Genomic DNA, 25,546 nt, shown 5'->3' with positions numbered 1-25,546 from the left:
CCGGCTCAGGCTGCCACTTCTTTGTCGGTCCGCGCAGCGCCCGGGCCGTAATGCGTGCGAACGTACTCGTCTACGATCGCCTGGAACTCTTCGGCAATGCGCTCGCCGCGCAGCGTCTTCACCTTGACGCCATCGACGAACACCGGCGCCGCGGGCGATTCGCCCGAGCCCGGCAGCGAGATGCCGATATTGGCGTGCTTGCTCTCGCCCGGACCGTTGACGATGCAGCCCATCACGGCCACGTCCATTTCCTCGACGCCGGGGTAGGCGATCTTCCATTGCGGCATCTGCTCGCGCAGGTAGGTCTGGATGCTGGCCGCCAGCTCCTGGAACACCGTGCTGGTGGTGCGCCCGCAGCCCGGGCATGCAATCACCATCGGGGTGAAATTGCGCAGGCCCATGGTCTGCAGGATTTCCTGCCCCACGTACACCTCTTTCTCGCGCGGCGCGCCGGGTTCCGGCGTCAGCGAGATGCGGATGGTGTCGCCGATGCCCTCCTGCAGCAGCACCGACAGCGCCGCGGTCGAGGCCACGATGCCCTTGCTGCCCATGCCGGCCTCGGTCAGCCCGAGGTGCAGCGCGTAGTCGCAGCGGCGCGCCAGCTCGCGGTACACCGCGACCAGTTCCTGCACCTGCGACACCTTGCACGACAGGATGATCTGGTCGCCCGGCAGGCCGATTTCCTCGGCCTTCTTCGCCGAATCGATGGCCGAGGTGATCAGCGCCTCGATCATCACGCTCTGCGCCGGCCACGGCTCGGCGCGCCCGGCGTTCTCGTCCATGATTCGCGCCAGCAGGTCCTGGTCCAGGCTGCCCCAGTTCACGCCGATGCGCACCGGCTTGTTGTAGCGGCACGCCATCTCGATCATCTGCGCGAACTGCGTATCGCGCTTGGCGCCCTGGCCGACGTTGCCCGGGTTGATGCGGTACTTGGACAGCGCCTCGGCGCAGGCGGGATAGTCCTGCAGCAGCTTGTGGCCGTTGTAGTGGAAGTCACCCACCAGCGGCACATCGACGCCCATGCGGTCGAGCTGCTCGCGGATCGACGGCACCGCGGCCGCCGCCTCGGGCGTGTTCACCGTGATGCGCACGATCTCCGAGCCGGCGCGCGCCAGTTCCTTGATCTGGATTGCGGTCCCGATCGCATCGACCGTGTCGGTATTGGTCATCGACTGCACGCGCACCGGCGCGCCGCCGCCAATGGTCACGACGTTGTCGCCCCACGCGACGCGCGCCTGGCGCGTCTGGCGGCGCGGCAGCGGGCCGGCCAGGACCGGGAGACAGAGCTGTTGGTTCATAGCGTTACCACCTTGCAAAGACTCACCTTGAGCACTCGGCGCCTGCCTCACGGCAGCGTCAGGCGCGCCACGTTGTTGCGGTTGGCTGCCTTCAGGTCAACCGGCGTGCCATTGCGCGTCAGCGACTCGACGCCCTTGACGTTGCCGATCACCACCTTGTACGGAGCGGTGCCGCCGCCGGCCACGGTCTGGCCAGCCTTGGCGGTACCGCCCATGACGATCTTGCCGCGACTGTCCCGGATTTCATACCAGGTATCGGCGGCAAAACGGATCTGCAGTTCGCCCTCGCCCGCTGCCGCGGCAGGTGCCGTGACGGGAGCCACGGGTGCCGTGGCGGCAGCGGGCGCCGAGGCCACTACCGGGGCGGCCGGCGCGGCCGTGGCCGCGGGGGCAGCCGCGGCACTGGCCGGGACGGTTTCGGCGGATGGCGCCGGCGCATCGCTGGCAGCCATCACGGGCGGCAGCGCCGCGGTCACGGTGCCGGCTTCCGTGCTCTGGATCTCGGCGGCGGGCGCTGCGGCCTTCACCGTTTCGGCAGCGCTGCTGCGCGCATCGATCCATGCGCGGATATGGTCGAACCCGAACCAGGCGCCCGCGGCCACCACCACCGCCACCAGCGCCAGCCAGACCCAGCGGCCACCGCTGCCGCCCGAGCGGAAGCGGTTGCGGTCGTCGAAGGCCGCGTTGATGCCGCCTTCGCGCTGGCGGGCGATTTCCGCCACCTGCGCCACCGCGCGCGGCTGGAAGCGCGCCAGCAGCGGGTCGATATCGACATGCAGCATGCGGGCATAGGCACGCATCACGCCCTTGGCGAAGGTCACGTCGGGCAGCGCCTGCAGGTCGCCGGCCTCGATCGCGCGCAGCTTGCCTGCCGCCACCTTCAGCCGTGCGCTGACGTCTTCCACCGTCATCCGCTGCGCCTCGCGCTCGCGCGTCAGCGCTGCGCCGATCTCGCGCGCGGCAGCTTCGCGGTCTCCTTCGTGCGCACCGCCGCCGACTTGTTGTGTCGGTACGGCCTGGCCTGCGGCGCGGTCGTGCTCACTCATCCCATGCTCCTTGTTCGTAGGCGGTCAACTCACGCGAGTCGGGGAAGCGGCTGCGCAGCTGCGCCCCCAGCGCATCCTGCGTGCGGCCGTCGCCCTCGCGGTGGGCAATGCGCGCTCCCAGCCAGAGGGACTGCGCACTGACAAATTGGCTGTTGTTGACGCGCTGGACATACTGCCGGGCCTGCGCAAAGTCGCCGCGCCGGTAGAACACCAGCGCGAGGTTGGTGTTGGCCACCGGGTTGTTGCGGTCATAGCCGAGCGCGGCCTTCAGGTTGTTCTCCGCCTCGGCACTGTGGCCCTGGCGCAGTTCGCACGCGCCCAGGCTGATCAGGGGCTTGGCCGGGCCGCCGGCCGACGGCGCCGACACCGCGCGCTGCAGCATCGGCACGGCCTCGCCGTAGCGCCCTTCCTGGCACAGGAACCAGCCGTAGTTGTTGAGCAGGTCGCCGTCGTTGCCGCGCATCGACGCCGCGGTGCGGAAGCTGTCGTCGGCCAGCGCCCGCTCGTTCATGTTCATGTAGATCAGCGCGCGCACATGGTAGGCATCGGCGAGCGACGGATCGATGGCGATGGACTGCTTGATCTCGTCAAGCGCGACCGCGTTCTGGCCGGCCTCGAGATAGTTGGTGGCCAGTTGCAGCCGGATGCCGGCGCGGCGCCTTGCATCGGTCTGGTCAGAAGCGGTCTGGAGATCCTGCGCCGGCGCATGCGGCAACTGGCAGCCGGACAACATCAGCAGCCCGAGCAGGGCCGCAGCGATCAGACGGATCATGCAGGGCGAACCTCCCGAGGCTGGCCGTTGGCATTGACCGGCACCAGTGGCGTGATCTTGCCGAACTTGCCGCGTTCGGCCAGGCGCGTGCGGTCCTTCACTTCCCCGGCCAGCTGGCCGCAGGCGGCGTCGATGTCGTCGCCGCGGGTCTTGCGGATGGTGGTCACGATGCCCGCGTCCATCAGCACCTGCGCGAAGCGCCGGATCTGCTCGTTGTTGGAACGCTTCAGGCCCGATTCGGGGAAGGGATTGAACGGGATCAGGTTGAACTTGCACGGCACGTCGGCCACAAGCTTCAGCAGTTCCCGCGCATGCTCGACGCCGTCGTTGACGCCATCCAGCATGCAGTATTCGAAAGTAATGAAATCGCGCGGCGCGAATTCCAGGTAGCGGCGGCATGCCGCCATCAGTTCGGCCAGCGGGTACTTCTTGTTCAGCGGCACCAGCACATCGCGCAGGGCGTCGTTGGACGCATGCAGCGACACGGCGAGCGCCACCGGCAGGTCCCTGGACAGCCGGTCCATCATCGGCACCACGCCGGAGGTGGACAGCGTCACGCGGCGGCGCGACAGGCCGTAGGCATTGTCGTCGAGCATCAGCCGCATGGCCGGCACGACGGCGTCGTAGTTCAGCAGCGGCTCGCCCATGCCCATCATCACCACATTGGAGATGACGCGGTCATCCTTGGGGCCGCGGCCCAGTTGTTCGCGCATGGCGAACTCGGCCATCCACAGCTGGCCGATGATTTCACCGGTGCTGAGGTTGCGCGAAAAGCCTTGCTTGCCAGTGGAACAGAACCGGCAGTTGACGGCGCATCCCGCCTGCGAGGAAACGCACAGCGTGCCACGCGTTTCCTCGGGGATATAGACCGTTTCCACCGCGTTGCCCTCGCCCACGTCGAGCAGCCACTTGCGCGTGCCGTCGGCCGACAGGTTGTCGGTAATGGCGGCGGGCGCGCGGATCTCGGCCCGCGTCGCGAGCTTTTCGCGCAGCGACTTGGCGAGATCCGACATGGCGTCGAAGCGGCTGGCACCGTAGTGGTGGATCCAGCGCTGGAGTTGCCGCGCACGGAACGGCTTCTCGCCGAGCTCGCCGCAATAAGCGGTGAGCGCGTCCGCGTCGAGGTCGAGCAGGTTGACGAGAGCGTTCATGACGGCAAACTCAGCTTCGGTATCTGTCTAGTCCAGCAGCGCCAGGCAATCAGCGGCTGTAGACGTTCATGCCCGGGAAGAAGAACGACACTTCCACGGCAGCCGTTTCAGCAGCGTCCGAGCCGTGCACGGCGTTGGCATCGATGCTGTCGGCGAAGTCGGCGCGGATGGTGCCCTTCTCGGCCTTCTTCGGGTCGGTGGCGCCCATCAGGTCGCGGTGCTTGGCGATGGCGTTCTCGCCTTCCAGGGCCTGGATAATGACCGGGCCGGAAACCATGAAGTCCACCAGGTCCTTGAAGAACGGACGCTCCTTGTGGACGGCGTAGAACTGCTCGGCTTCGCCGCGCGACAGGTGCACCATCTTGGCAGCAACGATCTTCAGGCCGGCGGCCTCGAAACGGGCGTAGATCTGGCCAATGACGTTCTTGGCCACGGCATCCGGCTTGATAATCGACAGGGTGCGTTCGATCGCCATGAAAAACTCCGAAAAATGAAGGGGTTACAAATGGATTAAACATGCGATTCTAGCACGAAGACTATGACCCTTTCGAGGGTCTTCCCTGTATCGGCCAGCGTCCGGTCGCCCTTGCGGCACAAGCCGGAGCCAGGTATCCCAAGACGCACATTACAACCTTGTCATGCCCGGAACACCGCGCCCCGGCTACCATCCAATGTAAGCGGCGTCGAACGGACGTAAAAGCAGTGCGGAGTGCCCTTTGAATTACTCCGCCCTTGCAATTCGGCCTACCCGATGCCACATTGACGATGGTTCCGTCCGGGGTCCATGCGAATCTTCGCAACTGAAGCCTCGAATCCCCGGCGCCTCACCGTTTTGAGACAGGAGTCACCATGGATAACAAGCTGAACACCTACGGTTTCGGCAATAGTGCATCGGGCGTCACTGACGTCGTCGTTCGCAACCGGGTCTTGCGCAACACTTACTGGCTGCTGGCCATCTCGATGATCCCCACCGTGCTCGGCGCGTGGATCGGCGTGGCCACCGGCTTCAGCCTCATGGCGGGCAGCCCCGGCCTGTCGCTGATCCTGTTCCTGGGCATCGCGTTCGCGTTCTTCTACGGCATCGAGAAGACCAAGAACAGCGGCATGGGCGTGGTCCTGCTGCTGGCGTTCACGTTCTTCATGGGCCTGATGCTGTCGCGCCTGATCGGCGCGACGCTGCAGTTCTCGAACGGTCCGGCGCTGATCATGTATGCCTTCGGCGGCACGGCGGCGGTGTTCGGCACAATGGCCACCATCGCAACGGTCAGCAAGCGCGATTTCTCCGGCCTGAGCAAGTTCCTGTTCGTCGGCGTGATCCTGCTGATCCTGGCCAGCGTTGCCAATATCTGGCTGCAGCTGCCGTCGCTGATGATCACGGTGTCGGTGATCGCGATCGGCATCTTCTCGGCGTACATCCTGTTCGATGTGCAGCGCGTGGTGAACGGCGGCGAGACCAACTACATCACCGCCACGCTGGCGATCTACCTGGACGTGTACAACGTCTTCGTCAACCTGCTGGCGCTGCTGGGCATCTTCGGCGGCAGCCGCGACTGACGGCAACCGCCCCCGCGGCATGAAAAAACCGGCCTGATGGCCTAATGCCGTTCAGTTAAGAGCTGAGCGGCATTTTTGTATGTAGCGTCAGAGGGAGTTGTAAACCGTGCGCCGAGGTGTTAACTTTCGGGCGCGATGCTCTCCAGTCACCTGACGTTCCTGCTCGAAGCGCAACAGCCAGCCGACTTGAGTCGGCTGGCCGAACATCTTCCATATGAGTGGATTGAGCGTGCGGTAGAGGCGACGGGAGCGGCAAGTATCCGTCGCCGTCGATTGCCCGCTGAACAGGTGGTCTGGCTGGTGATTGCGCTGGCGATGTACCGCCATTGGTCGATCAGCGAAGTGCTCGACAATCTGGAACTGGCCCTGCCTGACGAGGTGGCGCCGTTCGTCAGCAAGAGCGCGGCGACGCAAGCCCGCCAGCGCGTTGGCGAGGCGCCGCTGGCCTGGCTGTTCGAACGAACAGCGCGCGCCTGGAGTCTGCAGGACGCCAGCGACTACGCCCTCAAGGGACTCAGCCTGTGGGCGATGGATGGCACGACGCTACGCACAGCCGACAGCCCTGCCAACCGCGAGCACTTTGGCGCCCAAGCTTACGCTCGCAGGGTCGCCAGCTATCCGCAGGTGCGCATGGTGACGCTGACTGCGATCCCCACGCACCTGGTGGCAGGTGCCAGCTTCGGTCGCTATGACAGCAATGAGATGGTGTACGCCAAAGGCTTGTTGCCGCAGATACCGGATGATTCGCTGACGGTATTCGACAAAGGCTTCCTGGCTGCCGAGATCCTGTGCGGTCTGACGATGGGCGGGCACAACCGCCACTTCCTGATTCCGGCCAAGTCCAACACGCGCTGGGAGGTGACGGCCGGCACGGCCGAGGACGCCACGGTACGCATGCGTGTCTCGCCGCAGGCACGCAAGAAGTGTCCGGCACTGCCGGAGTTCTGGCAGGCGCGGGCAATCCGAACGATCGATGCACGCGGACGTAGCCGAATTCTGCTGACGTCGCTGCTCGATCGCCGACGCTTCAAACCTGCTGACATCGTCGCCAGTTACGAGCGGCGCTGGCAGATCGAAACGAGCTACCGGGAACTGAAGCAGTCGATGCTCGGCATGGAGCTGACCCTGCGTAGCCGAACCGTCGATGGGGTATGCCAGGAAATCTGGGGCGCCTTGATCGCCTACAACCTGATTCGTCGCGAGATGGCCAGCGCCGCCCGAGAAGCGAAGCTCGCGCCGACTGACATGAGCTTCGTGCGTGCCTTCCATGTCATCCAGCACGAGATGATGTGGGCAGCTGTCACGCCAGCCTACGCGAAATTGCCCGCCTGCCTGCAGCGCCTACGCGAGCGCCTAAAGTCGCTGCCCAATGTGAAACGACCCGGTCGCTCATGCGACCGGGTCGTCAAGTCCCGCCCTTCACGCTATGCCGTTCGCTTCCTCAATAGGGACCTTAACTGAACGGCATTATGGCCTGATGGCCGGTTTTTCTTTTGGCGCATCTGCGCGATCAGCCGCGATCGAATACCGCGATCGACTCCACATGCGAGGTATGCGGGAACATGTTGACCACGCCCGCGCCGCTCAGCCGGTAGCCCGCCTCGTGCACCAGCAGGCCGGCGTCGCGCGCCAGCGTGGCCGGGCTGCACGAGACATAGACGATGCGCTGCGGCAGCACGTCGCTGCCCTGCTGCGCCAGTTCGCCCAGCGCCTTGCACACGGCCAGCGCGCCTTCGCGCGGCGGATCGACCAGCCAGCGGTCGAAGCGGCCCAGCGCGGCAATGTCCTCGGCCGTGACCTCGAACAGGTTGCGGCATGCAAACCCGGTCCTGGCCGCCAGCCCGTTGTATTCGGCGTTGGCCAGCGCGCGCGTGGTCAGGGCCTCGCTGCCTTCGATGCCCATCACCGACTTGCCCTGCGTGGCCAGCGGCAGCGTGAAATTGCCGATGCCGCAAAACAGGTCGAGCAGGCGGTCCTGCGGCTGCGCGTCCAGCAGGCGCAGCGCGCGGCCGATCAGCACACGGTTGATCTGGTGGTTCACCTGGGTGAAGTCGGTTGGCTTGAACGGCATGCGGATGCCGAATTCCGGCAGCGTGTAGGCCAGCTCGGCATCGGCCGGGTAGAACGGGTAAACCGTGTCCGGGCCCTTGGGCTGCAGCCAGAACTGCACCTTGTACTCGTCGGCGAAGGCGCGCAGCAGGTCCTTGTCGGCATCGGTCAGCGGTTCCAGGATGCGCAGCACCAGCGCGGTGACCTCCTGGCCCACGGCCAGTTCGATCTGCGGCATGCGGTCGCGGATCGACAACCCGCCGACCAGTTCGCGCAGCGGCACCAGCATGGCCGACACATGCGGCGGCAGGATCTCGCAGCGGGTCATGTCGGCCACGTAGCTGCTCTTGCGCTCATGGAAGCCGACCAGCACCCCGCCCTTCTTGGCCACATGGCGCACGGTCAGGCGCGCGCGGTAGCGATAGCCCCAGTCCGGGCCGGCGATCGGGCGGAACACCACGTCCGGCTTCACCTTGGAAAGGTGCCACAGGTTGTCTTCCAGCACGCGCTGCTTGATCGCCAGCTGCGCGCGCGAGTCCAGATGCTGCATCGAGCACCCGCCGCAGACGCCGAAATGCTGGCAGCCGGGCGTCACCCGCATCACCGACTCCTGCCGGATCTCGGCCAGGTGAGCCTGCTCGTAGCTGGGCTTGCGCCGGTAGCTGCGGTAGCTGACGGTTTCGCCGGGCAGCGCGCCCTCGACGAAAATCACCTTGCCAGGCGTGCCGTCCTCGTTCACCAGGCGGCCGACACCGCGGGCCTCCATGTCGAGGCTGTCGATCGATACCACGGGATCGGCCGCGGGGGCGCCAGCATCGGCGGCAGCGCGGACACGGGACTCTTTTGCGGCGGGAGCAGCACCTGAATCGGCAACAGCGGCCGGGGCTGCCGGCGTTTCTTGGGGGGAGGACACGGCTTGGGACACCAGACGAAACCTGACGTATTGTTTTGCGAAAGCGGGATTGTATGCCAGACCGGGCTGCCACCGGTGGCAGCGTCCCGGCGATGTGACGGAGACGGCAAATGGAACTGATCTCGTGGAATATCCAGTGGGGCCGCGGCGCCGACGGGCATGTCGACCTGGCCCGCCAGGTCGACACCCTGCGCGGCATTGCCGAAGCCGACGTCATATGCCTGCAGGAGGTCACGCGCGGGTTCGGCGAACTGCGCGGCAGCCCGGGTGAAGACCAGGTGGCGGAACTGACCGCCCTGCTGCCCGGCTACCACCTGCTCTACGCGCCGGGCGTCGACCGGCGCACCGCCACCGGAGGCCGCAAGCAGTTCGGCAACCTGATTGCCACGCGCCTGCCGGTGCGCGAAGCCTTCCGCCATGCACTGCCCTGGCCGGCGGACCCGCAGGTGGCGTCGATGCCGCGCGTGGCCCTGGAAGCCACGGTAGAGGTCGGCACCCGGCGGCTGCGCGTGATCTGCACGCATCTTGAGTATTATTCGTCACACCAGCGCGCCGCCCAGGCCGAGGCCTTGCGCAACTGGCACGCCGAAGCCTGCGGCCATGCGCGCCACCCCGGACGCAGCGAGCAATGGCCGGGCCCGTTCACCCCGGAGCCGCGCCCGTCCGAGGCCGTCCTGTGCGGCGACTTCAACAGCAAACCCGACGATATCGCCTATCGCCGCGTGCTCGAGCCCTTTGACGATGCAACGCCGCTCTGGCGCGATGCCTGGCTGCACACGCATCCCGGCCAGCCGCATGCGCCCACCTGCGCCCTCTACGACAAGGAGCAATGGCCCGAGCCGCCGTTCGCCTGCGATTTCATGTTCGTGACAGAGAACCTTGCCGCGCGCATCCTGCACTGCGAGGTCGATGGGGATACCGCCGGCTCGGACCACCAGCCGATCCTGTTGTCACTGGATCTGTGAATCCGTACCGGCGGGACGCCGCCGGCCTCAGTCTTCGAGATCTTCGGCTTCGGGCGTGAGACGCTGCAGCCGAAACGCCTGCAGGTATTCCATCCACTGCTCGCCCGGCAGCTCGGCCAGCGATTCCTGGACGAACTCCATCTCGACGTCGAACTCGCGCGGCGAGAGCCCGCCGCGCATCAGCTGGAAGCGGCAGTACATCAGGTAGGTGTTGACGACATCGGTCTCGCAATAGGCGCGGATCTCGTCGAGCTGGCCCGACTGGTAAGCCTGCCAGACCTTGCTGCCGTCCATCCCCATCTTGCCGGGGAAACCGCACAGCTTGGCCAGGTCATCCAGCGGCGCACTGGCGCGGGGCTGGTACATCGCCAGCAGGTCCATCAGGTCCAGGTGCCGCATGTGGTAGCGGCTGATGTAGTTGTTCCACTTGAAGTCGCGGCTGTCGTCGTCGCGGCCCTCGCCCATCTCCCAGTAGCGCGGCGCCGTGACGCCGTTGACCAGGCCGCGGTAGTGCAGCACCGGCAGGTCGAAGCCGCCGCCGTTCCATGAAACCAGTTGCGGGCTGTAGCGCGCGATCAGTTCATAGAACTTCTGGATCAGCGTGGCCTCGCCGTCTTGCGGGGTGCCGAGCGAGCCGACATGGAACACCGCCGAGCCGTCGCGGTGCGTGCGGCGCAGCACGCAGGAAATCGCGGCAACGCGCTGCAGGTAGTGCGGGAGGAAATCGCTGCCGGTCTTTTCGCGGCGGGCGGCAAACGCATGCTCGGCGACTTCGGCGTCGCTCATCGCATCGGGGTGGTCGTGCAAACGGCGCAGGCCGGCGACATCGGGAATGGTCTCGATGTCGAATACCAGCACAGTGGTCATAAAACGGCGTCCTTCCTGACACCTTGCGAAGCGAAATGCCGCTTGAGCTTGACCAGCGCCTCCTGCTGGATCTGGCGCACGCGCTCGCGCGTCAGGCCCATCTCCTCGGCGAGCTCTTCCAGCGTGGCGGGCTCGATATGGTTGAGGCCGAAGCGGCGCTCCACCACATAGCGATGCTTTTCCGACAGGCGCGCCAGCCAGAGCTTCATCAGCCCTTCCAGCTCGCGGTGCGCCACCTCCTGGTCGGGGGCGGCGTTGTGCTCGTCGGAGAGGAAATCCAGGAGGCTCGAGCCCGGATCGAGATCGAACGGCGTATCGAGCGAGGTGGTATGTTCGTTGAGTGCCAGGACGTCCTGCACTTCGTCCGGCGTCTTGCCCAGCAGGTGGGCGATGTCTTCAAGGCTGGCGTCGCGCCCGTCGGTGCCGCCCTTCTCCAGATGGCGCTTGGCGCGCAGCACCTGGTTGAGCTCGCGGATCACGTGGACCGGCAGGCGGACCGTGCGCGCCTGGTTCATGATGGCGCGCTCGATGCTCTGGCGGATCCACCAGGTCGCGTAGGTCGAGAAGCGGAAGCCGCGCGACGGATCGAATTTCTCGATCGCGTGCATCAGGCCGAGGTTGCCTTCCTCGATCAGGTCGAGCAGCGGCACGCCCCGATTGAGGTAGCCCTTTGCGATGCTGACCACCAGCCGCAGATTGCGCTCGATCATGACCTGGCGCGCGGCAAAGTCGCCGTCCTTGGCCAGCGTGGAGAAATGCAGTTCTTCCGGCGCCGACAGCAGCGGCTTGATGCTGATGCGGTTCAGGTAATGCTGGACCGTGTCCGCGGCCAGCTCGGTATGCAGCACCGTGCGGAAATCGTCATGCTCGGCGGCGGCGCCATCGGTGCCATTCTCCGCGCCGTCCTCTTCCTCGTCCTCCGACTCGTCCTCGTCGTCGTCGCGCAGATGGCGCTCGTTGCGCTCGCTGTCGTCGGCAAGCAGGTCGGCCTCGCGCAGGCCCACTGAGGCGGACGTGGCGATCGGTTCGTCGGTCACGGGAATCAGCTCGGCCGCGAGATCAGGCTCGAAGCCTTCCGCATCGGCGCGCTCGTCGGGATGTGCCACACCAGCCTTCACTTCCGGCTGCTTGGGACGGCGTGCCCTGCTGACGGTTCCGGAGGAGACAGTTTTCTGGCGTGGCATGAACCCTCACTGTGGCGGCAGGTACCGCATCGGATCAACCGGTTTGCCGTTCTTGCGGACTTCGAAATGAAGCTTTACCCGGTCGGTATCGCTGTTGCCCATCTCCGCAATCTTCTGGCCTTTTCGGACCGTGGATTGCTCAGTCACAAGCACCTTGTCGTTGTGCCCGTAAGCAGTAAGAAATGTCTCGTTGTGTTTGATGATGACAAGATTCCCGTAGCCGCGCAAGGGGCCTACGTGAATCACCCGACCGTCATCCGCGGCCAGCACCGCATCACCCTTCTTGCCCGCAATATCGATGCCTTTATTGCCCTTGTCGTCGAATTTAGCGACCATCTGGCCGGTTGCCGGCCAGGCCAGCTTCATCGAACCGTCGGCGACCGGCGCCGACGGGGCCGCGGCCGCGCCAGGCGCTGCCGCGGGCGCCGGCGCGGCGGCCGGCGGGGTCACCGGCGTGCCCGCCGGGCGGGCCTGGTCGATCGGCTGCGCCTGCACCGTACCCGGCGCCACCGGCATGGTGGCCACGCCAGGCGCAGTGTTGACGTCGGCACCCGGCGGCACGATGCGCAGCAGCTGGCCGACCTCGATCTGGTTCACATTGCTCAGGTTGTTCCACGCTGCCACATCGCGGTACGACTGGCCGTTTTCCAGCGCAATACGGTAAAGGGTATCGCCTCGCTTGACCCGATAGTATCCAGGGGGGGCCGGTTCCTGCGTCGCGGCCGTGGTACCGGAAGTGGAGGTACGGTCAACGACCGGCGCCGGCATCGGCGAATTGGCGCAGGCGGCCAGCAGGGCCGTCAGCGCCGAGGCCGCAAAAAATTGTCCGGCGCGTGCGAAATATTGCGATTTCACGATGTTGTGCATAGTTCGACTCAGATGGTGCCCGATTTTAAGGGCACAAAGAAAACGGCTTCAAGCGCGGTTCTGTGAAAGCGATGGCGGTTGCGTCGCTCGATCAGCAACAGCTGCTGGGTAACGGTCTGGCCCGGCACGCCCGCCGGCGGCACCACCGCCACCGGGGCGATCAGGCGCCCGCCCACGGCCAGCTGCTCGAGCAGCGCCTCGGGCACCTCCATGCCGGCGGCGGCAAGGATGATGGCCGAGAACGGCGCGGCCTGGGGCAATCCCAGCATGCCGTCGCCGTAATGCAGGCGCAGGTTGGGCACGCGCAGCGGCCGCAGGTTCGCCTTGGCCTGCTCATGCAGCGGCCGGATGCGCTCGATCGAGAAAACCTCGCGCGCCACCTGGCTCAGCACCGCGGCCTGGTAGCCGCAGCCGGTGCCGATCTCGAGCACCCGCTCCAGCGGCATATCGGCGGCCAAGCCCTCGCGCAGCAGCTCGATCATGCGCGCCACCACCGACGGCTTGGAGATGGTCTGCTGGTGGCCGATCGGCAGCGCGGCGTCTTCATACGCCTGCGATGCCAGCCCCGGCTCGACGAACAGGTGGCGCGGCACGGTGGCAATGGCCGACAGCACGCGCTCGTCGCGGATGCCCGCGGCGCGCAGCCGCGCCGCCAGCGCAACCCGTGCCCGTGCCGAGGCCATGCCGCCGCCACCGGCGGTAGCCGCCGAGGCGCGCTGCTCGACCGCGCTCGCAGGCACCGGCGCGGGCGCCGGTGCCTGCGAGCGCGGCAGGCGCGCCTTGGCCGGCTTGGGTGCAGGCGCTGCCGGCCGCGGCGCGCCCACGGCAGGCATGCCGGCGGTGCGGGCAGGCGCGGGCTTGCGTTCGACTACCGCATCCAGCGGCAGCGGAAACTTGTTGCGGGGGGGCGTGGGACTCATCGGGGGCGCGATACGGCGACTCTGCGGCTCAGGACAGGCGGCCTACTTCAGCCACTGTTCGAGCGCGTCGAGCTGCCCGCGGTGGGTCAGGTCGAGCTGCAACGGCGTGAGCGAGACATAGCCCTGCGCGGTCGCGTGGAAATCGGTGCCCTCGCTGGCATCGCGCGCATCGCCAGCCGGCCCGATCCAGTAGTTGGTGTCGCCGCGCGGATTGACCTGCGTGATCACCGGCTGCGACGGATGGCGCTTGCCCAGGCGCGTGGCGCGGTAGCCCTTGATATGTTCGAACGGCAGGCTCGGGATATTGACATTGAGCAGGAAGGGCTCGGCGGGCGGCGTGCCGATGATGCGCTCCACCACGGTGCGCGCCACGCGCGCGGCGGCGTCCAGGTGTTCCCAGCCCTTGTCCACCTGCGAGAAGGCCACCGACGGAATGCCCAGCAGGTAGCCCTCGATGGCGGCGGCGACGGTGCCGGAATACAGCACGTCCTCGCCCATGTTCTGTCCCTGGTTGATGCCTGACACCACCAGGTCGGGTTTTTCGTCGAGCAGCCCGGTCAGCGCGATATGCACGCAGTCGGTCGGCGTTCCGTTGACGAAGCGAAAACCTTTTTGCACGCCTTCGCGCGCTTCGTAGATCGACAGCGGGCGCTGCAGGGTCAGGGAATTGGAGGCGCCGCTATGGTTCTGCTCCGGCGCGATGACCGTAATCCGGCCCAGCGGCGCGAGCGCAGCATGCAAAACGGCCAGTCCCGGCGCGAGATAACCGTCGTCGTTGGCGAGAAGGATGTGCATGGCGCGATTGTACCTGAGCGCGCGGGTGCAAGCGGCCCGCGCGCCGCCCTGAAAGCGCGTTTCTGGCGCGGTATGCAGGCCGCAAATAACCACCTCCACAGCTTCGGCATGGAACAGAACGACCGTGCTATTTCTGCGCTACACTTTCCCTGCCCGTCCGCATAAGCTTGACTGGCGCGGAATGCCACCAATATCACCGGAGACAAGATGAAAGCCGTACTGTGCAAAGCCTGGGGCCCGCCCGATTCGCTGACCATCGAAACCCTGCCCGACGTGGTGCCGGCCAAGGGCGAAGTGGTCATCGACGTCAAGGCGGCCGCCGTCAACTTCCCGGATGTGCTTATCATCCAGAACAAATACCAGGCCAAGCCTGAACTGCCGTTCAGCCCGGGCTCGGAACTGGCCGGCGTGGTCAATGCGGTGGGCGAAGGCGTCACCCACGTCAAGCCGGGCGACAAGGTGATTGCCTACCTGGGCAATGGCGCATTCGCCAGCCAGGCCAAGGCGCCGGCGGCGTCGGTGGTGCCGATGCCCCCGGGCATCGACTTCGAGACCGCGGCGGCCTTCACGCTGACCTACGGCACGTCGCATCACGCGGTCATCGACCGGGGCGAACTGAAGGCCGGCCAGACCATGCTGGTGCTGGGCGCGGCCGGCGGCGTCGGCCTGGCGGCAATCGAGATCGGCAAGGCCATCGGCGCGCGTGTGATCGCGGCCGCCTCGACCGACGAAAAGCTGGCGGTGTGCAAGGAGCACGGCGCCGACGCGTTCATCAACTACAGCACCGAGGACCTGCGCGAGCGCGTCAAGGCGCTGACCGACGGCAAGGGCCCGGACGTGATCTACGACCCGGTGGGCGGCATCTATGCCGAACCGGCCTTCCGCTCGATCGGCTGGCGCGGCCGCTACCTGGTGGTGGGTTTCGCCAACGGCGAGATCCCCAGGCTGCCGCTGAACCTGGCGCTGCTCAAGGGCGCCTCGCTGGTGGGCGTGTTCTGGGGCGACTTTGTGCGGCGCGAGCCCAAGGCCAACCAGGCCAATATGGCGCAGATGCTGGGCTGGATGAAGGAAGGCAAGATCCGCCCGCATATCTCGGCGCGCTATCCGCTGGAGCAGGCTCCGCAGGCGCTCAAGGACATGGAAGCGCGCAAGGTCACCGGCAAGATCGTGATCGTGCCCTGAGCGGCACGCACGCCGGCGGCGGTTCGCTCACGGGCAGGCCCGCCGGTAAAAGAATGGGCGCAAGGCGTGCGGCTACGCCCTGCGCCCGGCTGAGGCAACACGCCTCAAGCTGCCGGCCACCCTGGATGGCGCACACCCATGCGCCAGGCGGCTGGCAGTTCCCAATCAGACAAAGCAGGCCAACGAGGCCGTCCTACCCTCAGAAGCGATGCTGCAGGCCGGCCATCACGCCGGTCTGGTTGCTGCCGAAGCCGACCAGGTCGCGCGAGACGCTGACCTTCTGGCCGTTGCGCGCTTCGGCATAACCCACCGACAGATAAGCCAGCGTGCGCTTGGACAGCGCGTACTGGCCGCGCAGCGAGTACAGGATCGGGTCGGCATTGCTGCCGCCCTTGATGTTCTGCTTGTAGACCGCGCCGTACAGCGTGAACGCCGGCGTGAAGTCGTAGCTGGCGCCGCCCCAGTACATGTCGCTGCGGTCATCCGGCGCGCCAGTGGTGAAGGTGCGCTTGTAGTTGCGGTAGCCGGCGAACAGCGCCAGGTTGCCGAAGTCGTAGCTGGCGCCGGCATGGATGCCCTGGATGTAGTTGGTGCTGTCGGCCGGCGTGGTGCTGCTGCCGGCGCCGTTCTGGCGGTCCCAGGTGGCAGCCGCGGCAAACTTGCCGGCGTTGTAGCCCACCCCCAGCGCGTACTTGGACGAGCTCTTGAAATCCCCCGCCACTTCGCCCATCGCAACGGTCGCGCCCAGCTTCAGGCCGCCGAACGTGCCGTCATAGCGAATCGCATTCGAGGCGCGCGAGAACAGCCCGTCCTTGCGGCCGCCGGTCGCGGTCGACGAGGTGGCCCACGAATAAGCCGGCGCGTAGCCCATCGGGTCGAACGGCAGCATGAAGTCGTAGGTCGTGGTGAAGGTGCGGCCCAGCACCACCTGGCCGTAGCGGCTGGACAGGCCCACCGTGGCGCGGCGGTCGAACAGCGTGTTGTCGGTGTCCAGCCTGCCGGTGTCGATGGCGATGCCGCTTTCCAGGGCGAACACCGCCTTCAGGCCACCGCCCAGGTCTTCGCTGCCGCGAATGCCCCAGCGCGAGGTGTTCTTGCCGCCCGAGGTCAGCTTGACCGCCGAGCCGTTCGGGCCCGCGTGGCTGACATATTCGATGCCGGCGTCCACCAGGCCATACATGGTCACGCTCGATTGGGCGGATGCCGACCCGGCCGCAGCCAGACCCATCGCTGCGAGTGCCATTGCCGTACGCTTCATGCTCTCTCCTTGCTTGTGCTTGTTGTGGTAATCGTTAGCCGGCCGGATGGTAGGGGACACGCACTTTCAGTTCGCTTTCGGAATGCAGGCTTTTCGCGGGCACGCGCCGCCGCGGCGTTGGTGGTTTCCCTAGCTTCAAAGCGGGCGCGCTTCCCTGTATGAGTCTGGCCTCGGCCGTTGCGGCCGTTTTTCCCGTATTGCCGCCTGACTGCCCTGCCCCATGCGTATCCTGCTTGCCGAAGACAATGTGATGTTGGCGAACTCCCTGAGCCAGGCCCTGGGCCAGGCCGGCTTCACGGTCGACTGCATGCACGACGGCCGCAGCGCCGACAACCTGCTGAGCACGCAGGACTACGCGCTGCTGATCCTGGACCTGGGCCTGCCCGGCCTGGACGGGCTGGAAGTGCTGCGCCGCCTGCGCCAGCGCCGCAACCCGCTGCCGGTGCTGATCCTGACCGCGCACGGCTCGGTCGAGGACCGCGTGCGCGGGCTGGACCTGGGCGCCGACGACTACCTGGCCAAGCCCTTCGACCTGTCCGAGCTGGAAGCGCGCGCCCGTGCGCTGATCCGCCGCGCCCATGGCCACGACAGCACGCAGATCGCCTGTGGCCCGCTGCACTACGACAGCATCAGCCGCGCCTTCCTGCTCCATGGCGAGCTGCTGCCACTGACCGGGCGCGAGCGTGCCGTGCTGGAAGTGCTGCTGCTGCGCGACGGCCGCGCGGTCAACAAGGGCGCCCTGTCGGAGAAGATCTTCGGCATCGACGAATCGGTCAATCCGGACGCGATCGAGATCTACGTGCACCGGTTGCGCAAGAAGCTCGACGGCAGCGGCGTGGCCATCGTCACGCTGCGCGGGTTGGGCTACCTGCTCGAAGCGCGGCCGGCGGCATGAAGCCGCGCCGGGCGCCCAGCCTGCGGCTGCAGCTGTCGCTGTGGCTGCTGCTGCCGCTGATGGGCCTGCTCGCGCTGGACGCGTGGATGACCTATGAGCGCGCCATGTCGGCCGCGCATATCGCCTTCGACCGCACGCTGGAGGCGTCGCTGCGCGCGATGCGCGAAGGCATCAGCCTGCGCGAGGGGCGGCTTGACGTCGACGTGCCCAACCTGGCGCTGGAACTGTTCGACGACCAGACCGGGCCGCACATCTACTACCGCATCCGCGACGAGCACGGCGCCACCGTGACCGGCTACGACGACCTGCCGATGCCGGCCGAGGCGCCGCTGCGGCTGTACCGCACCGTGTTCTATGACACCGTATTCCGCGACCAGCCGCTGCGCATGGCGGCCCAGCCGCTGCCGGTGCACGACGTGGGCTCGGCGCATGCGCGGCTGGTATGGGTACTGGTGGGCGAGACCATCGAGCCGCGCCAGTTGGTGGCGCGCGACATCCTGATCGGCTCGCTGCTGCAGGAGCTGATGCTGGTGACGCTGGCGCTGGGCATCGTCTGGCTCGGGGTGCGGCGCGGGCTGCGGCCGCTGAACCGGCTCTCCGACACCGTGGCACAGCGCGGCACGCAGCTCGACCCGATCGAACAGAAGGACCTGCCCGCCGAGATGAAGCCGCTGGTGCAGGCGCTGAACCAGTATATGGGCCGGCTTCATGGCATGGTGCAGGCGCGCAAGCGCTTCTTTGCCGATGCCGCGCACCAGCTCAAGACACCGCTGGCGATCATCCAGGCACAGTCCGAGCTGGCGCTGCGCGAGCGCGACGGCGAACGCGTGCGCGAGCATATGCGGCTGCTGCACGGCACCGTGCGCCACGCGTCCAAGGGCGTGCAGCAGCTGCTCTCGCTGTCGCGGCTGGAACCCGACGCGGGCTATATGCCCGCGCTCAGGCCCCTGCGGCTCGATACGCTGGCGCAGGGCGTGGCGCTGGACTGGGCGCCGGTGGCGCGTGGCAGCGAGGTGGACCTGGGCTTCGAGCAGGAAGGACCGGTCGAGGTCGCGGGCCAGGCCGAACTGCTGCAGGAACTGACGGGCAACCTGATCGACAACGCGATCCGCTATGCGGGCCGCGGCGCGGTGGTGACGGTGCGCGTGGCGCTGGATGGCGGCGTGCCTCGGCTGCAGGTGATCGACAATGGCCCCGGCATTGCGCCGGCCGAACGCGATGCCGTGTTCAGGCGCTTCTATCGGGGCGAACGCGGACAGGCGGTGGATGGCACGGGCCTGGGATTATCGATCGTGCGGGAGATCGCGCGGCTGCATGGTGCGACGGTGATGCTTGGCGACACGCCGGGAGGCGGGCTGACGGTGTCGGTCTGCTTGGATGCGCCGGAGGCAGGGGCCGCAGGCTGAGCGCGACCGGCAAAGCAAAAGGGCGGCCGCAGCCGCCCTTTTGCTTTGCAGCGGCGCTTCAGTTCAGAGTTTCTCCGTCTCCCCGCTCTTCGGCTGCCACTTCATCAACCGCTTCTCACCCGTGCCGACCATCCAGTCCAGCACCAGCGCAAACGCCGTCAGCACCACGATGCCGGCAAACACGGTATTGATGTCGAACGTGCCTTCGGCCTGCAGGATCAGGTAGCCCACGCCGCGCGCCGAGCCCAGGTATTCGCCCACCACCGCGCCCACGAAGGCCAGGCCCACCGAGGTATGCAGCGACGAGAACACCCAGCTGGTCGCACTCGGCAGGTAGACATGGCGCAGCAGCTGCTTGTGGTTGGCGCCCAGCATGCGCGCGTTGGCCAGCACCACCGGGCTCACTTCCTTGACGCCCTGGTAGACGTTGAAGAAGACGATGAAGAACACCAGCGTCACCGCCAGCGCTACCTTCGACCAGATGCCCAGGCCGAACCAGACCGCGAAGATCGGCGCCAGGATCACGCGCGGCATCGAGTTCATGGCCTTGACGTAGGGATCGAGGATGGCCGAGGTCAGCGGGCTCAGCGCCAGCCACAGGCCCACGCCCAGCCCCGCCACCGTGCCGATGCCGAAGGCCAGCACGGTTTCGATCAGCGTCACGCCCAGGTGCAGGTAGATATCGCGCTCGACGATAAACCAGTTCCAGATGCGCTGCGCCACCATCAGCGGCTCGCCGAAGAAAAAGGCAACCTCCTGCGAGCGCGTGGCCAGGTGCCACACGCCGAGGATCACCACCAGGACGAGCAGCTGCCAGACACGCAGCATGCCCTTGGAGTCAGTACGGAATGCCATCGGGATTCAGGTCTTGTTTGTTGGATGGCTCAGGCCACCTTGCGCTGCTGGGCGTAACCCTTGAGCACTTCCTCGCGCAGCACGTCCCAGATCGCGGCGTGCAGCTCGACAAAACGCGGATGGTTGCGGATCTCGGCCACGTCGCGCGGGCGCGGCAGGTCGATCTCGAACTCGCCGATCGGATGCGTGCCGGGGCCGGCCGACAGCACCACCACGCGGTCGCTCATGGCGATGGCCTCGTCCAGGTCGTGGGTGATGAAGAGCACGGCCTTGCGCTTGGCGGCCCACAGTTCCAGCACCTCGTTCTCCATCAGCTGGCGGGTCTGGATATCCAGCGCCGAGAACGGCTCGTCCATCAGGATGATGTCCGGGTCCAGCACCAGCGTCTGCGCCAGCGCGACCCGCTTGCGCATGCCGCCCGAGAGCTGGTGCGGATAGCGGTCGCCAAAGCCGCCCAGGCCCACGCGGCGCAGCCATTCCTCGCCCTGCTGCACGGCCTCGGCACGTGCCACGCCGCGGAATTCCAGGCCGGCGACGACGTTATCCAGCGCGCTGCGCCAGGGCATCAGCGCCTCCGCCTGGAACATGTAGCCGGCGCGCCGGTTGATGCCGCGCAGGGGCTCGCCAAATACGCGCACCTCGCCGCTGGAAGGCTCCAGCAGGCCGGCGCCGACGTTCAGCAGCGTGGACTTGCCGCAGCCGGTCGGGCCGACCACGGATACGAATTCGCCGGGCTGGATCGACAGCGTGACATCCTTGACCGCGGTATAGCGCTGGCTGCGCTCATCGCGCGAGACAAAGGTGCAGGTGACCTGGTCGAGGGAAAGTGCGGGAGTGCTCATGGTGTACCGTCTCGGTCCCGCGGCGTCGGCGCCGGGGGGCGCGGCACGGGCGGGTGATGATGGATTGGCCATCGATGCTGCGAAGCATAGGCCCGCTGCGGACAGCGGGCCGGTGGCACCGGCGGCAGGGGTCTTACTTGTACTTGGCGTTGGCCTTCTGCACGAAGGCGTTGGTGTAGGTCTCTTCCAGCTTGACCGGCTTGCCCTTCAGCTCGGCGTCGAACTGGCTCAGCGCGTTGAACGCGGTGCGCGGGCCATCGGCCGGCATGGTGCCGTCCGGCGAGATGGCTTCCCTGACCTTCTCCCACGCGGCCAGGTACAGCGCGCGGTCACCCAGCAGGTAGCTTTCCGGCACGGTCTTGACGATATCCGACGGGCCCGCCTTCTGCAGCCACTTGAGCGCGCGCACCATGGCGTTGGTCAGCGCCTGGGTGGTGTTGGGGTTCTGGTGGATAAACGCCTGCGAGGCATACAGGCAGCCCGACGGCATGCTGCCGCCGAACACGGCCTGCGTGTCCTTGAGCGTGCGGGTATCCGAGGCGATGCGCACCTCGTTCTTCTGGGTCAGCATCGACACCACCGGGTCCAGGTTGGCCATGGCGTCGATCTGGCCCGAACGCATCGCCGCCACCGCGCCGGCACTGGCGCCCACGCCGATGAAGGATACGTCAGACGGCTTCAGGCCGGCCTTGGCCAGCACGAAGTTGGCCATCATGTTGGTCGAAGAGCCCGGCGCGGTCACGCCGATCTTCTTGCCCTTCAGGTCGGCGATCGACTTGTAGTTGGGCATGGTCTTGTTCGACACCACCAGCACGATCTGCGGGGCGCGCCCCTGCAGCACGAATTCCTGGTAGCGCTGGCCCTTGGCCTGCAGGTTGATGGTGTGCTCATAGGCGCCCGAGACCACATCGGCGCTGCCGCCCACCACGGCCTGCAGCGCCTTGGCGCCGCCGGCGAAGTCGACGATCTCGACGTCCAGCCCTTCGTCCTTGAAGTAGCCCAGGCGCTCGGCGATGGTCAGCGGCAGGTAGTAGAACAGGTTCTTGCCGCCGACCGCGATGGTGACCTTGGTCTTCTCGGGCTTGCCCTGCGCCTGTGCCTGGCCGAAGGTGAACCAGCCAGCCAGGAACAACGCCAGCGCGATCAGGAATTGCTTCCAGAATTTCTTGTTATACATGTGGATCTCCTACCCGTTTGGACTGGCGCTGCGGCAACGTGCCCTTGAAAGGGGGCGCGCCGCGGTGCGGCAATTTGCGATGCTACCGGACCGTGCGATACACCGCATCGGTATCAATACTTAGCAGACGCGTCAGCTTAGCGCCCTCACCTTTCGATCACCTTGATCCAGCCCTCGCCATCATTCCGCGTGGATGTCGGCGGACTTGATCACCTTGGCCCAGCGCACCAGTTCCGCCTGCTGGTATTGCGCCAGCTGCTGCGGGTTCATGTACTTCGCCTCGGCGCCCAGTTCCTCGGCCTTCTTGCGGAAAGCTTCGGTGCGCATGATCTTCTCGATCTCGCCGGTCAGCTTGTCGATCACCGGCTTGGGCGTGCCCGCCGGCGCGTACATCGCGAACCACGACGACACGTCCAGGTCGGGATAGCCGGCCTCGGGCGCCGACGGCACGTCCTTCAGGCTGGGCAGGCGGGTCTTGCTGGTCACCACCAGCGGGCGCAGCTTGCCGGCGGCGATATGGCCCATCAGCGGCGGCGGCGTGGTGATGGTCAGGTCGACCGAGCCGCCCAGCAGGTCGGTCATGGCCGGGCCCGTGCCCTTGTAGGGCACGTGCGTGATCTTCGTGCCGGCCATCTGGTTCAGCAGCTCGGTCGACACGTGCTGCAGCGAGCCGTTGCCCGACGAGGCGTAGTTGAGCTTGTCCGGATGGGCCTTGGCATAGGCCACCAGCTCCTTCAGCGTCTTGACCGGCAGGCTCGGACGCACCACCAGCACCTGCGGCGCCGACAGGATATTGGCCACCGGCGCGAAGTCCCTGACCGGGTCCCACGACAGGTTCTTGAACAGCAGCGGCGTGATCACGTGGAAGCCGGAGTACTGCAGCATCAGCGTGTAGCCGTCCGGCCTGGCGCGCGCCACCAGTTGCGCGGCAATGCCGCCATTGCCGCCGGGGCGGTTGTCCACCACCACCGGCTGGCCGAGGGCCTTCGACAGCGGTTCGGCAATCATCCGCGCCGCGAGGTCGGTGGTGCCGCCGGCCGCGGCCGATACCACCAGCGTCACCGGACGGTTGGGATAGCTGCCGTCCTGCGCCAGCGCTGCGGGAGCGAACCACGCCGCACCGAGCGCCGCCAGCGCGGCAGCCACGGCCCTGCGCCGTGCGGGCATCGCGGCCATGACTGGCTTGTGTTGAAGGGCTTTCTTCATGAGGGTCTCCGTTATCTTGTGATTGTTTTGTTCTTGTACCGGCGGGCCGTACTAGACCTGCCCGGCGAAATGCTCCGCCATCCAGGCCGGCGGCTGGTGCGTGCGCAGGCGCGGGCCGGCGCTGAGCAGCTGGCTGTGGAGGTCGCGCCCGACCAGCGCCGGCATGCCGGCCACCACGTCGAGCAGCGCGCCCAGGTCGACGCCGGTCTCGACGCCCATGCAGTCGAACATGTGGACCAGGTCTTCGGTGCTGACATTGCCGCTGGCACCGGGGGCGTACGGACAGCCGCCGAGGCCGCCGGCGGCCGCGTCGAAGCGCGTCACCCCGGTCTGCCAGGCAGCGAGGGCATTGGCCAGGCCCATGCCGCGGGTGTTATGCAGATGGATGGTCAGGCCGGTACGCGGCAGCGCTGCCTGGAAGGTCTCGCACAGTGCCGCGACCTGGTCCGGATAGGCCATGCCGGTGGTGTCGCACAGCGTGATGCCGGCCGCGCCGGCCTCGGCAAAGCGCGTGGCCAGCGCCATCACCGCGGCGCTATCGACCTCGCCCTCGAAGGGGCAGCCGAACACCGTCGACAGCGAAATATTGACCGGTACCCCGGCGCCGCGCGCCGCCCCGATCATCGCCAGCAACTGCTCTTGCGACTGCCGGCGCGTCATGCGCAGGTTGGCGCGGTTGTGCGTCTCGCTGGCCGACATCACCAGGTTGACCTCGTCCGGGCGGCACGACAGCGCACGCTCCAGCCCGCGCAGGTTGGGCACCAGCGCGGTGTAGCGCACGCCTGCGTGACGCTGCATGCGGTGCATCAGCGCCTCGGCATCGGCCAGCGCGGGAATGGCGCGGGCCGAGGTGAACGAGGTGGCTTCGATGCGGGCGAAGCCGCAGGCCGAGAGCGCATCGAGGAAGGCCACCTTGGCGTCGGTCGGCACCACCACCGGCTCGATCTGCAGGCCGTCGCGCGGCGCGACTTCGTTGATCTCGACGCGCGCGGGGCCGCGCAACCGGCTGGCGGCGCTCATGCGATCACCTTGCGCGCGCGCAGGTCGGCGATAGCCGCGTCATCGAAGCCCGCCTGCTTCAGCACGTCATCGGTATGCTCGCCGAGCGTGGGCGCGCGGTCATGGATGGCGCCGGGGCTGGCCGACAGTTTGGGCACCACGCCCGGCACTTCCACCGTCAGGCCGCCGGCCGAGGTCACCGATTCGATCACGCCACGGGCGCGGTAGTGCGGGTCTTCGGCGATGTCCTTGACGGTATAGATGCGGCCTGACGGCACCTGCGCGTCGCGCAGCACCGCCAGCGCCGCGTCCACAGTCTGCGTGCGGGTCCAGTCGGCGATCGCGGCATCGATCTCGTCGACGCGCTGCACGCGGCCGTCGTTGCGCGCCAGCGCGGGATCGTCAGCCAGGTCGGCGCGGCCGATGGCCAGCATCATGCGCTTGAAGATGGCGTCGCCGTTGGCCGCCACCAGCACGTATTCACCGCTGGCGCAGGGGTAGGCGTTCGACGGCGCGATCCCCGGCAGCGCGCCGCCGGCGGGCTGGCGCACCGCACCGAAGGCCGAGTATTCCGGCAGCAGGCTTTCGCTCAGGTTGAACAGCGACTCATACAGCGCCACGTCGATGACCTGGCCTTCGCCGCCGCGCGCGTCGCGCTGATACAGCGCCAGCAGCACGCCCATGGCGCCGTGCAGGCCGGCGATGGTATCGCCCAGCGACAGGCCGGCGCGCACCGGCGCGCGGCCCGGCTCGCCGGTCAGATGGCGCAGGCCGGCCATGGCTTCAGCCACGGCGGCAAAGCCGGGCTCGTCCTTCTTCGGGCCGGTCTGGCCGTAGCCCGACACACGCAGCATGATCAGGCGCGGGTTGTCGGCATGCAGCACGTCCCAGCCCAGGCCCCACTTCTCCATGGTGCCGGGGCGGAAGTTCTCGATCAGCACGTCGGCCTCGGCGGCCAGCTTGCGCACCAGCGCCTGGCCTTCCGGCTGGCGCAGGTCGATGCAGATCGATTCCTTGTTGCGCGACTGCGCTTCCCACCAGACCGAGGTGCCTTCGTGCAGCATGCGCCATTTGCGCAAGGGGTCGCCCTGCCCCGGCGGCTCCACCTTGATGATGTGGGCGCCAAAGTCGGCCAGGGTCTTGGCGGCGAAAGGGCCGGCGATGAGTTGTCCGAGTTCGAGGACGCGAATGCCCTCGAGGATCTGTTGCGCCATGGGGTGTCTCCGTGCGATGCGGCTGTCTTGTTGCAGTGCGGCAAGGCCAATGACTGGCGTGCCATACATTGCGTTCGGACGGAGTGTGCCCCAGCACGGGGCTTGCCAGGAATCGGCAATCGGTGAAGCGG

At 67.1% G+C, this 25,546-nt stretch carries 24 protein-coding genes; 6 read left to right on the top strand and 18 right to left on the bottom strand.

The features are described 5' to 3' along the window. Nucleotides 1-5: 5 nt before the first annotated feature. From ispG to ndk, 5 genes are read right to left on the bottom strand one after another with little or no spacing between them, the layout of a single operon-like run. Nucleotides 6-1,298, bottom strand: coding sequence for a flavodoxin-dependent (E)-4-hydroxy-3-methylbut-2-enyl-diphosphate synthase (gene ispG / locus ACZ5MJ_RS06015; RefSeq protein WP_464222900.1), 1,293 nt, complete (start codon nt 1,296-1,298; stop codon nt 6-8). 47 nt (nt 1,299-1,345) lie between these two features. Continuing rightward, nucleotides 1,346-2,344 (bottom strand): RodZ domain-containing protein, encoded by a 999-nt coding sequence (locus tag ACZ5MJ_RS06010; RefSeq protein WP_464222898.1) that lies wholly within the window; start codon nt 2,342-2,344, stop codon nt 1,346-1,348. Next, complete coding sequence (gene pilW, locus ACZ5MJ_RS06005) at nt 2,337-3,116, bottom strand: type IV pilus biogenesis/stability protein PilW (protein WP_464222897.1); 780 nt, start codon at nt 3,114-3,116, stop codon at nt 2,337-2,339. Before pilW ends, ACZ5MJ_RS06010 begins: the two co-directional genes overlap by 8 nt. Further along, a complete protein-coding gene (gene rlmN / locus ACZ5MJ_RS06000) occupies nt 3,113-4,267 on the bottom strand; it encodes a dual-specificity RNA methyltransferase RlmN (RefSeq protein WP_464222896.1) in 1,155 nt (384 codons plus the stop codon). The genes pilW and rlmN overlap by 4 nt, the downstream gene beginning before the upstream one ends. A gap of 49 nt (nt 4,268-4,316) precedes the next feature. Next, nucleotides 4,317-4,742, bottom strand: a complete 426-nt coding sequence (gene ndk / locus ACZ5MJ_RS05995; protein ID WP_432257486.1) for a nucleoside-diphosphate kinase — start codon at nt 4,740-4,742, stop codon at nt 4,317-4,319. 374 nt (nt 4,743-5,116) lie between these two features. Here ndk and ACZ5MJ_RS05990 point away from each other — a divergent pair, with 374 nt between their 5' ends. Beyond that, a complete protein-coding gene (locus ACZ5MJ_RS05990; RefSeq protein ID WP_432257487.1) occupies nt 5,117-5,821 on the top strand; it encodes a Bax inhibitor-1/YccA family protein in 705 nt (234 codons plus the stop codon). A 135-nt stretch (nt 5,822-5,956) separates the two neighbouring features. Beyond that, nucleotides 5,957-7,282 (top strand): IS4 family transposase, encoded by a 1,326-nt coding sequence (locus ACZ5MJ_RS05985; protein WP_464222895.1) that lies wholly within the window; start codon nt 5,957-5,959, stop codon nt 7,280-7,282. 49 nt (nt 7,283-7,331) lie between these two features. On the opposite strand, the gene rlmD is transcribed toward ACZ5MJ_RS05985, so the two are convergent. Next, the gene (gene rlmD, locus ACZ5MJ_RS05980) at nt 7,332-8,636 is read right to left on the bottom strand and encodes a 23S rRNA (uracil(1939)-C(5))-methyltransferase RlmD (RefSeq protein ID WP_464223665.1); all 1,305 of its coding nucleotides are present in this window, start codon (nt 8,634-8,636) and stop codon (nt 7,332-7,334) included. Nucleotides 8,637-8,893: 257 nt separating this feature from the next. On the opposite strand from rlmD, the gene ACZ5MJ_RS05975 reads away from it, so the two are divergent. After that, the gene (locus ACZ5MJ_RS05975; protein WP_464222894.1) at nt 8,894-9,748 is read left to right on the top strand and encodes an endonuclease/exonuclease/phosphatase family protein; all 855 of its coding nucleotides are present in this window, start codon (nt 8,894-8,896) and stop codon (nt 9,746-9,748) included. A 27-nt stretch (nt 9,749-9,775) separates the two neighbouring features. On the opposite strand, the gene ACZ5MJ_RS05970 is transcribed toward ACZ5MJ_RS05975, so the two are convergent. The 5 genes from ACZ5MJ_RS05970 to surE are packed head-to-tail and all read right to left on the bottom strand — an operon-like array spanning nt 9,776 to nt 14,381. Continuing rightward, nucleotides 9,776-10,615, bottom strand: coding sequence for a 3'-5' exonuclease (locus ACZ5MJ_RS05970; RefSeq protein WP_464222893.1), 840 nt, complete (start codon nt 10,613-10,615; stop codon nt 9,776-9,778). After that, complete coding sequence (rpoS, locus tag ACZ5MJ_RS05965) at nt 10,612-11,799, bottom strand: RNA polymerase sigma factor RpoS (protein WP_464222892.1); 1,188 nt, start codon at nt 11,797-11,799, stop codon at nt 10,612-10,614. Before rpoS ends, ACZ5MJ_RS05970 begins: the two co-directional genes overlap by 4 nt. A gap of 6 nt (nt 11,800-11,805) precedes the next feature. Next, nucleotides 11,806-12,666: a peptidoglycan DD-metalloendopeptidase family protein gene (locus ACZ5MJ_RS05960; RefSeq protein WP_464222891.1), complete on the bottom strand. Its 861-nt coding sequence runs from the start codon at nt 12,664-12,666 to the stop codon at nt 11,806-11,808. 8 nt (nt 12,667-12,674) lie between these two features. After that, nucleotides 12,675-13,586, bottom strand: a complete 912-nt coding sequence (locus tag ACZ5MJ_RS05955; protein ID WP_464222890.1) for a protein-L-isoaspartate(D-aspartate) O-methyltransferase — start codon at nt 13,584-13,586, stop codon at nt 12,675-12,677. Between the two features lie 42 nt (nt 13,587-13,628). After that, a complete protein-coding gene (gene surE / locus ACZ5MJ_RS05950) occupies nt 13,629-14,381 on the bottom strand; it encodes a 5'/3'-nucleotidase SurE (RefSeq protein ID WP_464222889.1) in 753 nt (250 codons plus the stop codon). A gap of 207 nt (nt 14,382-14,588) precedes the next feature. On the opposite strand from surE, the gene ACZ5MJ_RS05945 reads away from it, so the two are divergent. Then, on the top strand, nt 14,589-15,563 hold the full coding sequence (locus tag ACZ5MJ_RS05945; RefSeq protein WP_464222888.1) for an NADPH:quinone oxidoreductase family protein: 975 nt from the start codon (nt 14,589-14,591) through the stop codon (nt 15,561-15,563). Nucleotides 15,564-15,762: 199 nt separating this feature from the next. On the opposite strand, the gene ACZ5MJ_RS05940 is transcribed toward ACZ5MJ_RS05945, so the two are convergent. Beyond that, the gene (locus tag ACZ5MJ_RS05940; RefSeq protein WP_464222887.1) at nt 15,763-16,821 is read right to left on the bottom strand and encodes a porin; all 1,059 of its coding nucleotides are present in this window, start codon (nt 16,819-16,821) and stop codon (nt 15,763-15,765) included. Nucleotides 16,822-17,041: 220 nt separating this feature from the next. On the opposite strand from ACZ5MJ_RS05940, the gene ACZ5MJ_RS05935 reads away from it, so the two are divergent. Both ACZ5MJ_RS05935 and ACZ5MJ_RS05930 read left to right on the top strand, forming a co-directional pair. Beyond that, nucleotides 17,042-17,716 (top strand): response regulator, encoded by a 675-nt coding sequence (locus ACZ5MJ_RS05935; protein ID WP_432257496.1) that lies wholly within the window; start codon nt 17,042-17,044, stop codon nt 17,714-17,716. Beyond that, on the top strand, nt 17,713-19,122 hold the full coding sequence (locus ACZ5MJ_RS05930; protein WP_464222886.1) for a sensor histidine kinase N-terminal domain-containing protein: 1,410 nt from the start codon (nt 17,713-17,715) through the stop codon (nt 19,120-19,122). The genes ACZ5MJ_RS05935 and ACZ5MJ_RS05930 overlap by 4 nt, the downstream gene beginning before the upstream one ends. A 63-nt stretch (nt 19,123-19,185) precedes the next feature. Here the strand turns inward: ACZ5MJ_RS05930 and ACZ5MJ_RS05925 are convergent, their stop codons facing one another. From ACZ5MJ_RS05925 to ACZ5MJ_RS05900, 6 genes are all read right to left on the bottom strand, one after another. Continuing rightward, the gene (locus ACZ5MJ_RS05925) at nt 19,186-19,977 is read right to left on the bottom strand and encodes an ABC transporter permease (protein WP_464222885.1); all 792 of its coding nucleotides are present in this window, start codon (nt 19,975-19,977) and stop codon (nt 19,186-19,188) included. A gap of 29 nt (nt 19,978-20,006) precedes the next feature. Next, nucleotides 20,007-20,819: an ABC transporter ATP-binding protein gene (locus ACZ5MJ_RS05920; RefSeq protein WP_432257499.1), complete on the bottom strand. Its 813-nt coding sequence runs from the start codon at nt 20,817-20,819 to the stop codon at nt 20,007-20,009. Nucleotides 20,820-20,952: 133 nt separating this feature from the next. Further along, entirely contained in the window at nt 20,953-21,996 is a 1,044-nt protein-coding gene (locus ACZ5MJ_RS05915) for an ABC transporter substrate-binding protein (RefSeq protein WP_464222884.1), read from the bottom strand. 180 nt (nt 21,997-22,176) lie between these two features. Next, a complete protein-coding gene (locus ACZ5MJ_RS05910) occupies nt 22,177-23,202 on the bottom strand; it encodes a Bug family tripartite tricarboxylate transporter substrate binding protein (RefSeq protein ID WP_464222883.1) in 1,026 nt (341 codons plus the stop codon). Nucleotides 23,203-23,253: 51 nt separating this feature from the next. Further along, the gene (locus ACZ5MJ_RS05905; RefSeq protein ID WP_464222882.1) at nt 23,254-24,222 is read right to left on the bottom strand and encodes a hydroxymethylglutaryl-CoA lyase; all 969 of its coding nucleotides are present in this window, start codon (nt 24,220-24,222) and stop codon (nt 23,254-23,256) included. Continuing rightward, nucleotides 24,219-25,415 carry a CaiB/BaiF CoA transferase family protein gene (locus tag ACZ5MJ_RS05900; RefSeq protein WP_464222881.1) on the bottom strand — a complete coding sequence of 399 codons (1,197 nt, stop codon included), beginning with the start codon at nt 25,413-25,415 and terminating at the stop codon, nt 24,219-24,221. The genes ACZ5MJ_RS05905 and ACZ5MJ_RS05900 overlap by 4 nt, the downstream gene beginning before the upstream one ends. Nucleotides 25,416-25,546 lie beyond the last annotated feature (131 nt).

The organism is Cupriavidus sp. LA-1 (genome assembly GCF_055385985.1).
This window is presented reverse-complemented; position numbering and strand designations above follow the sequence as displayed.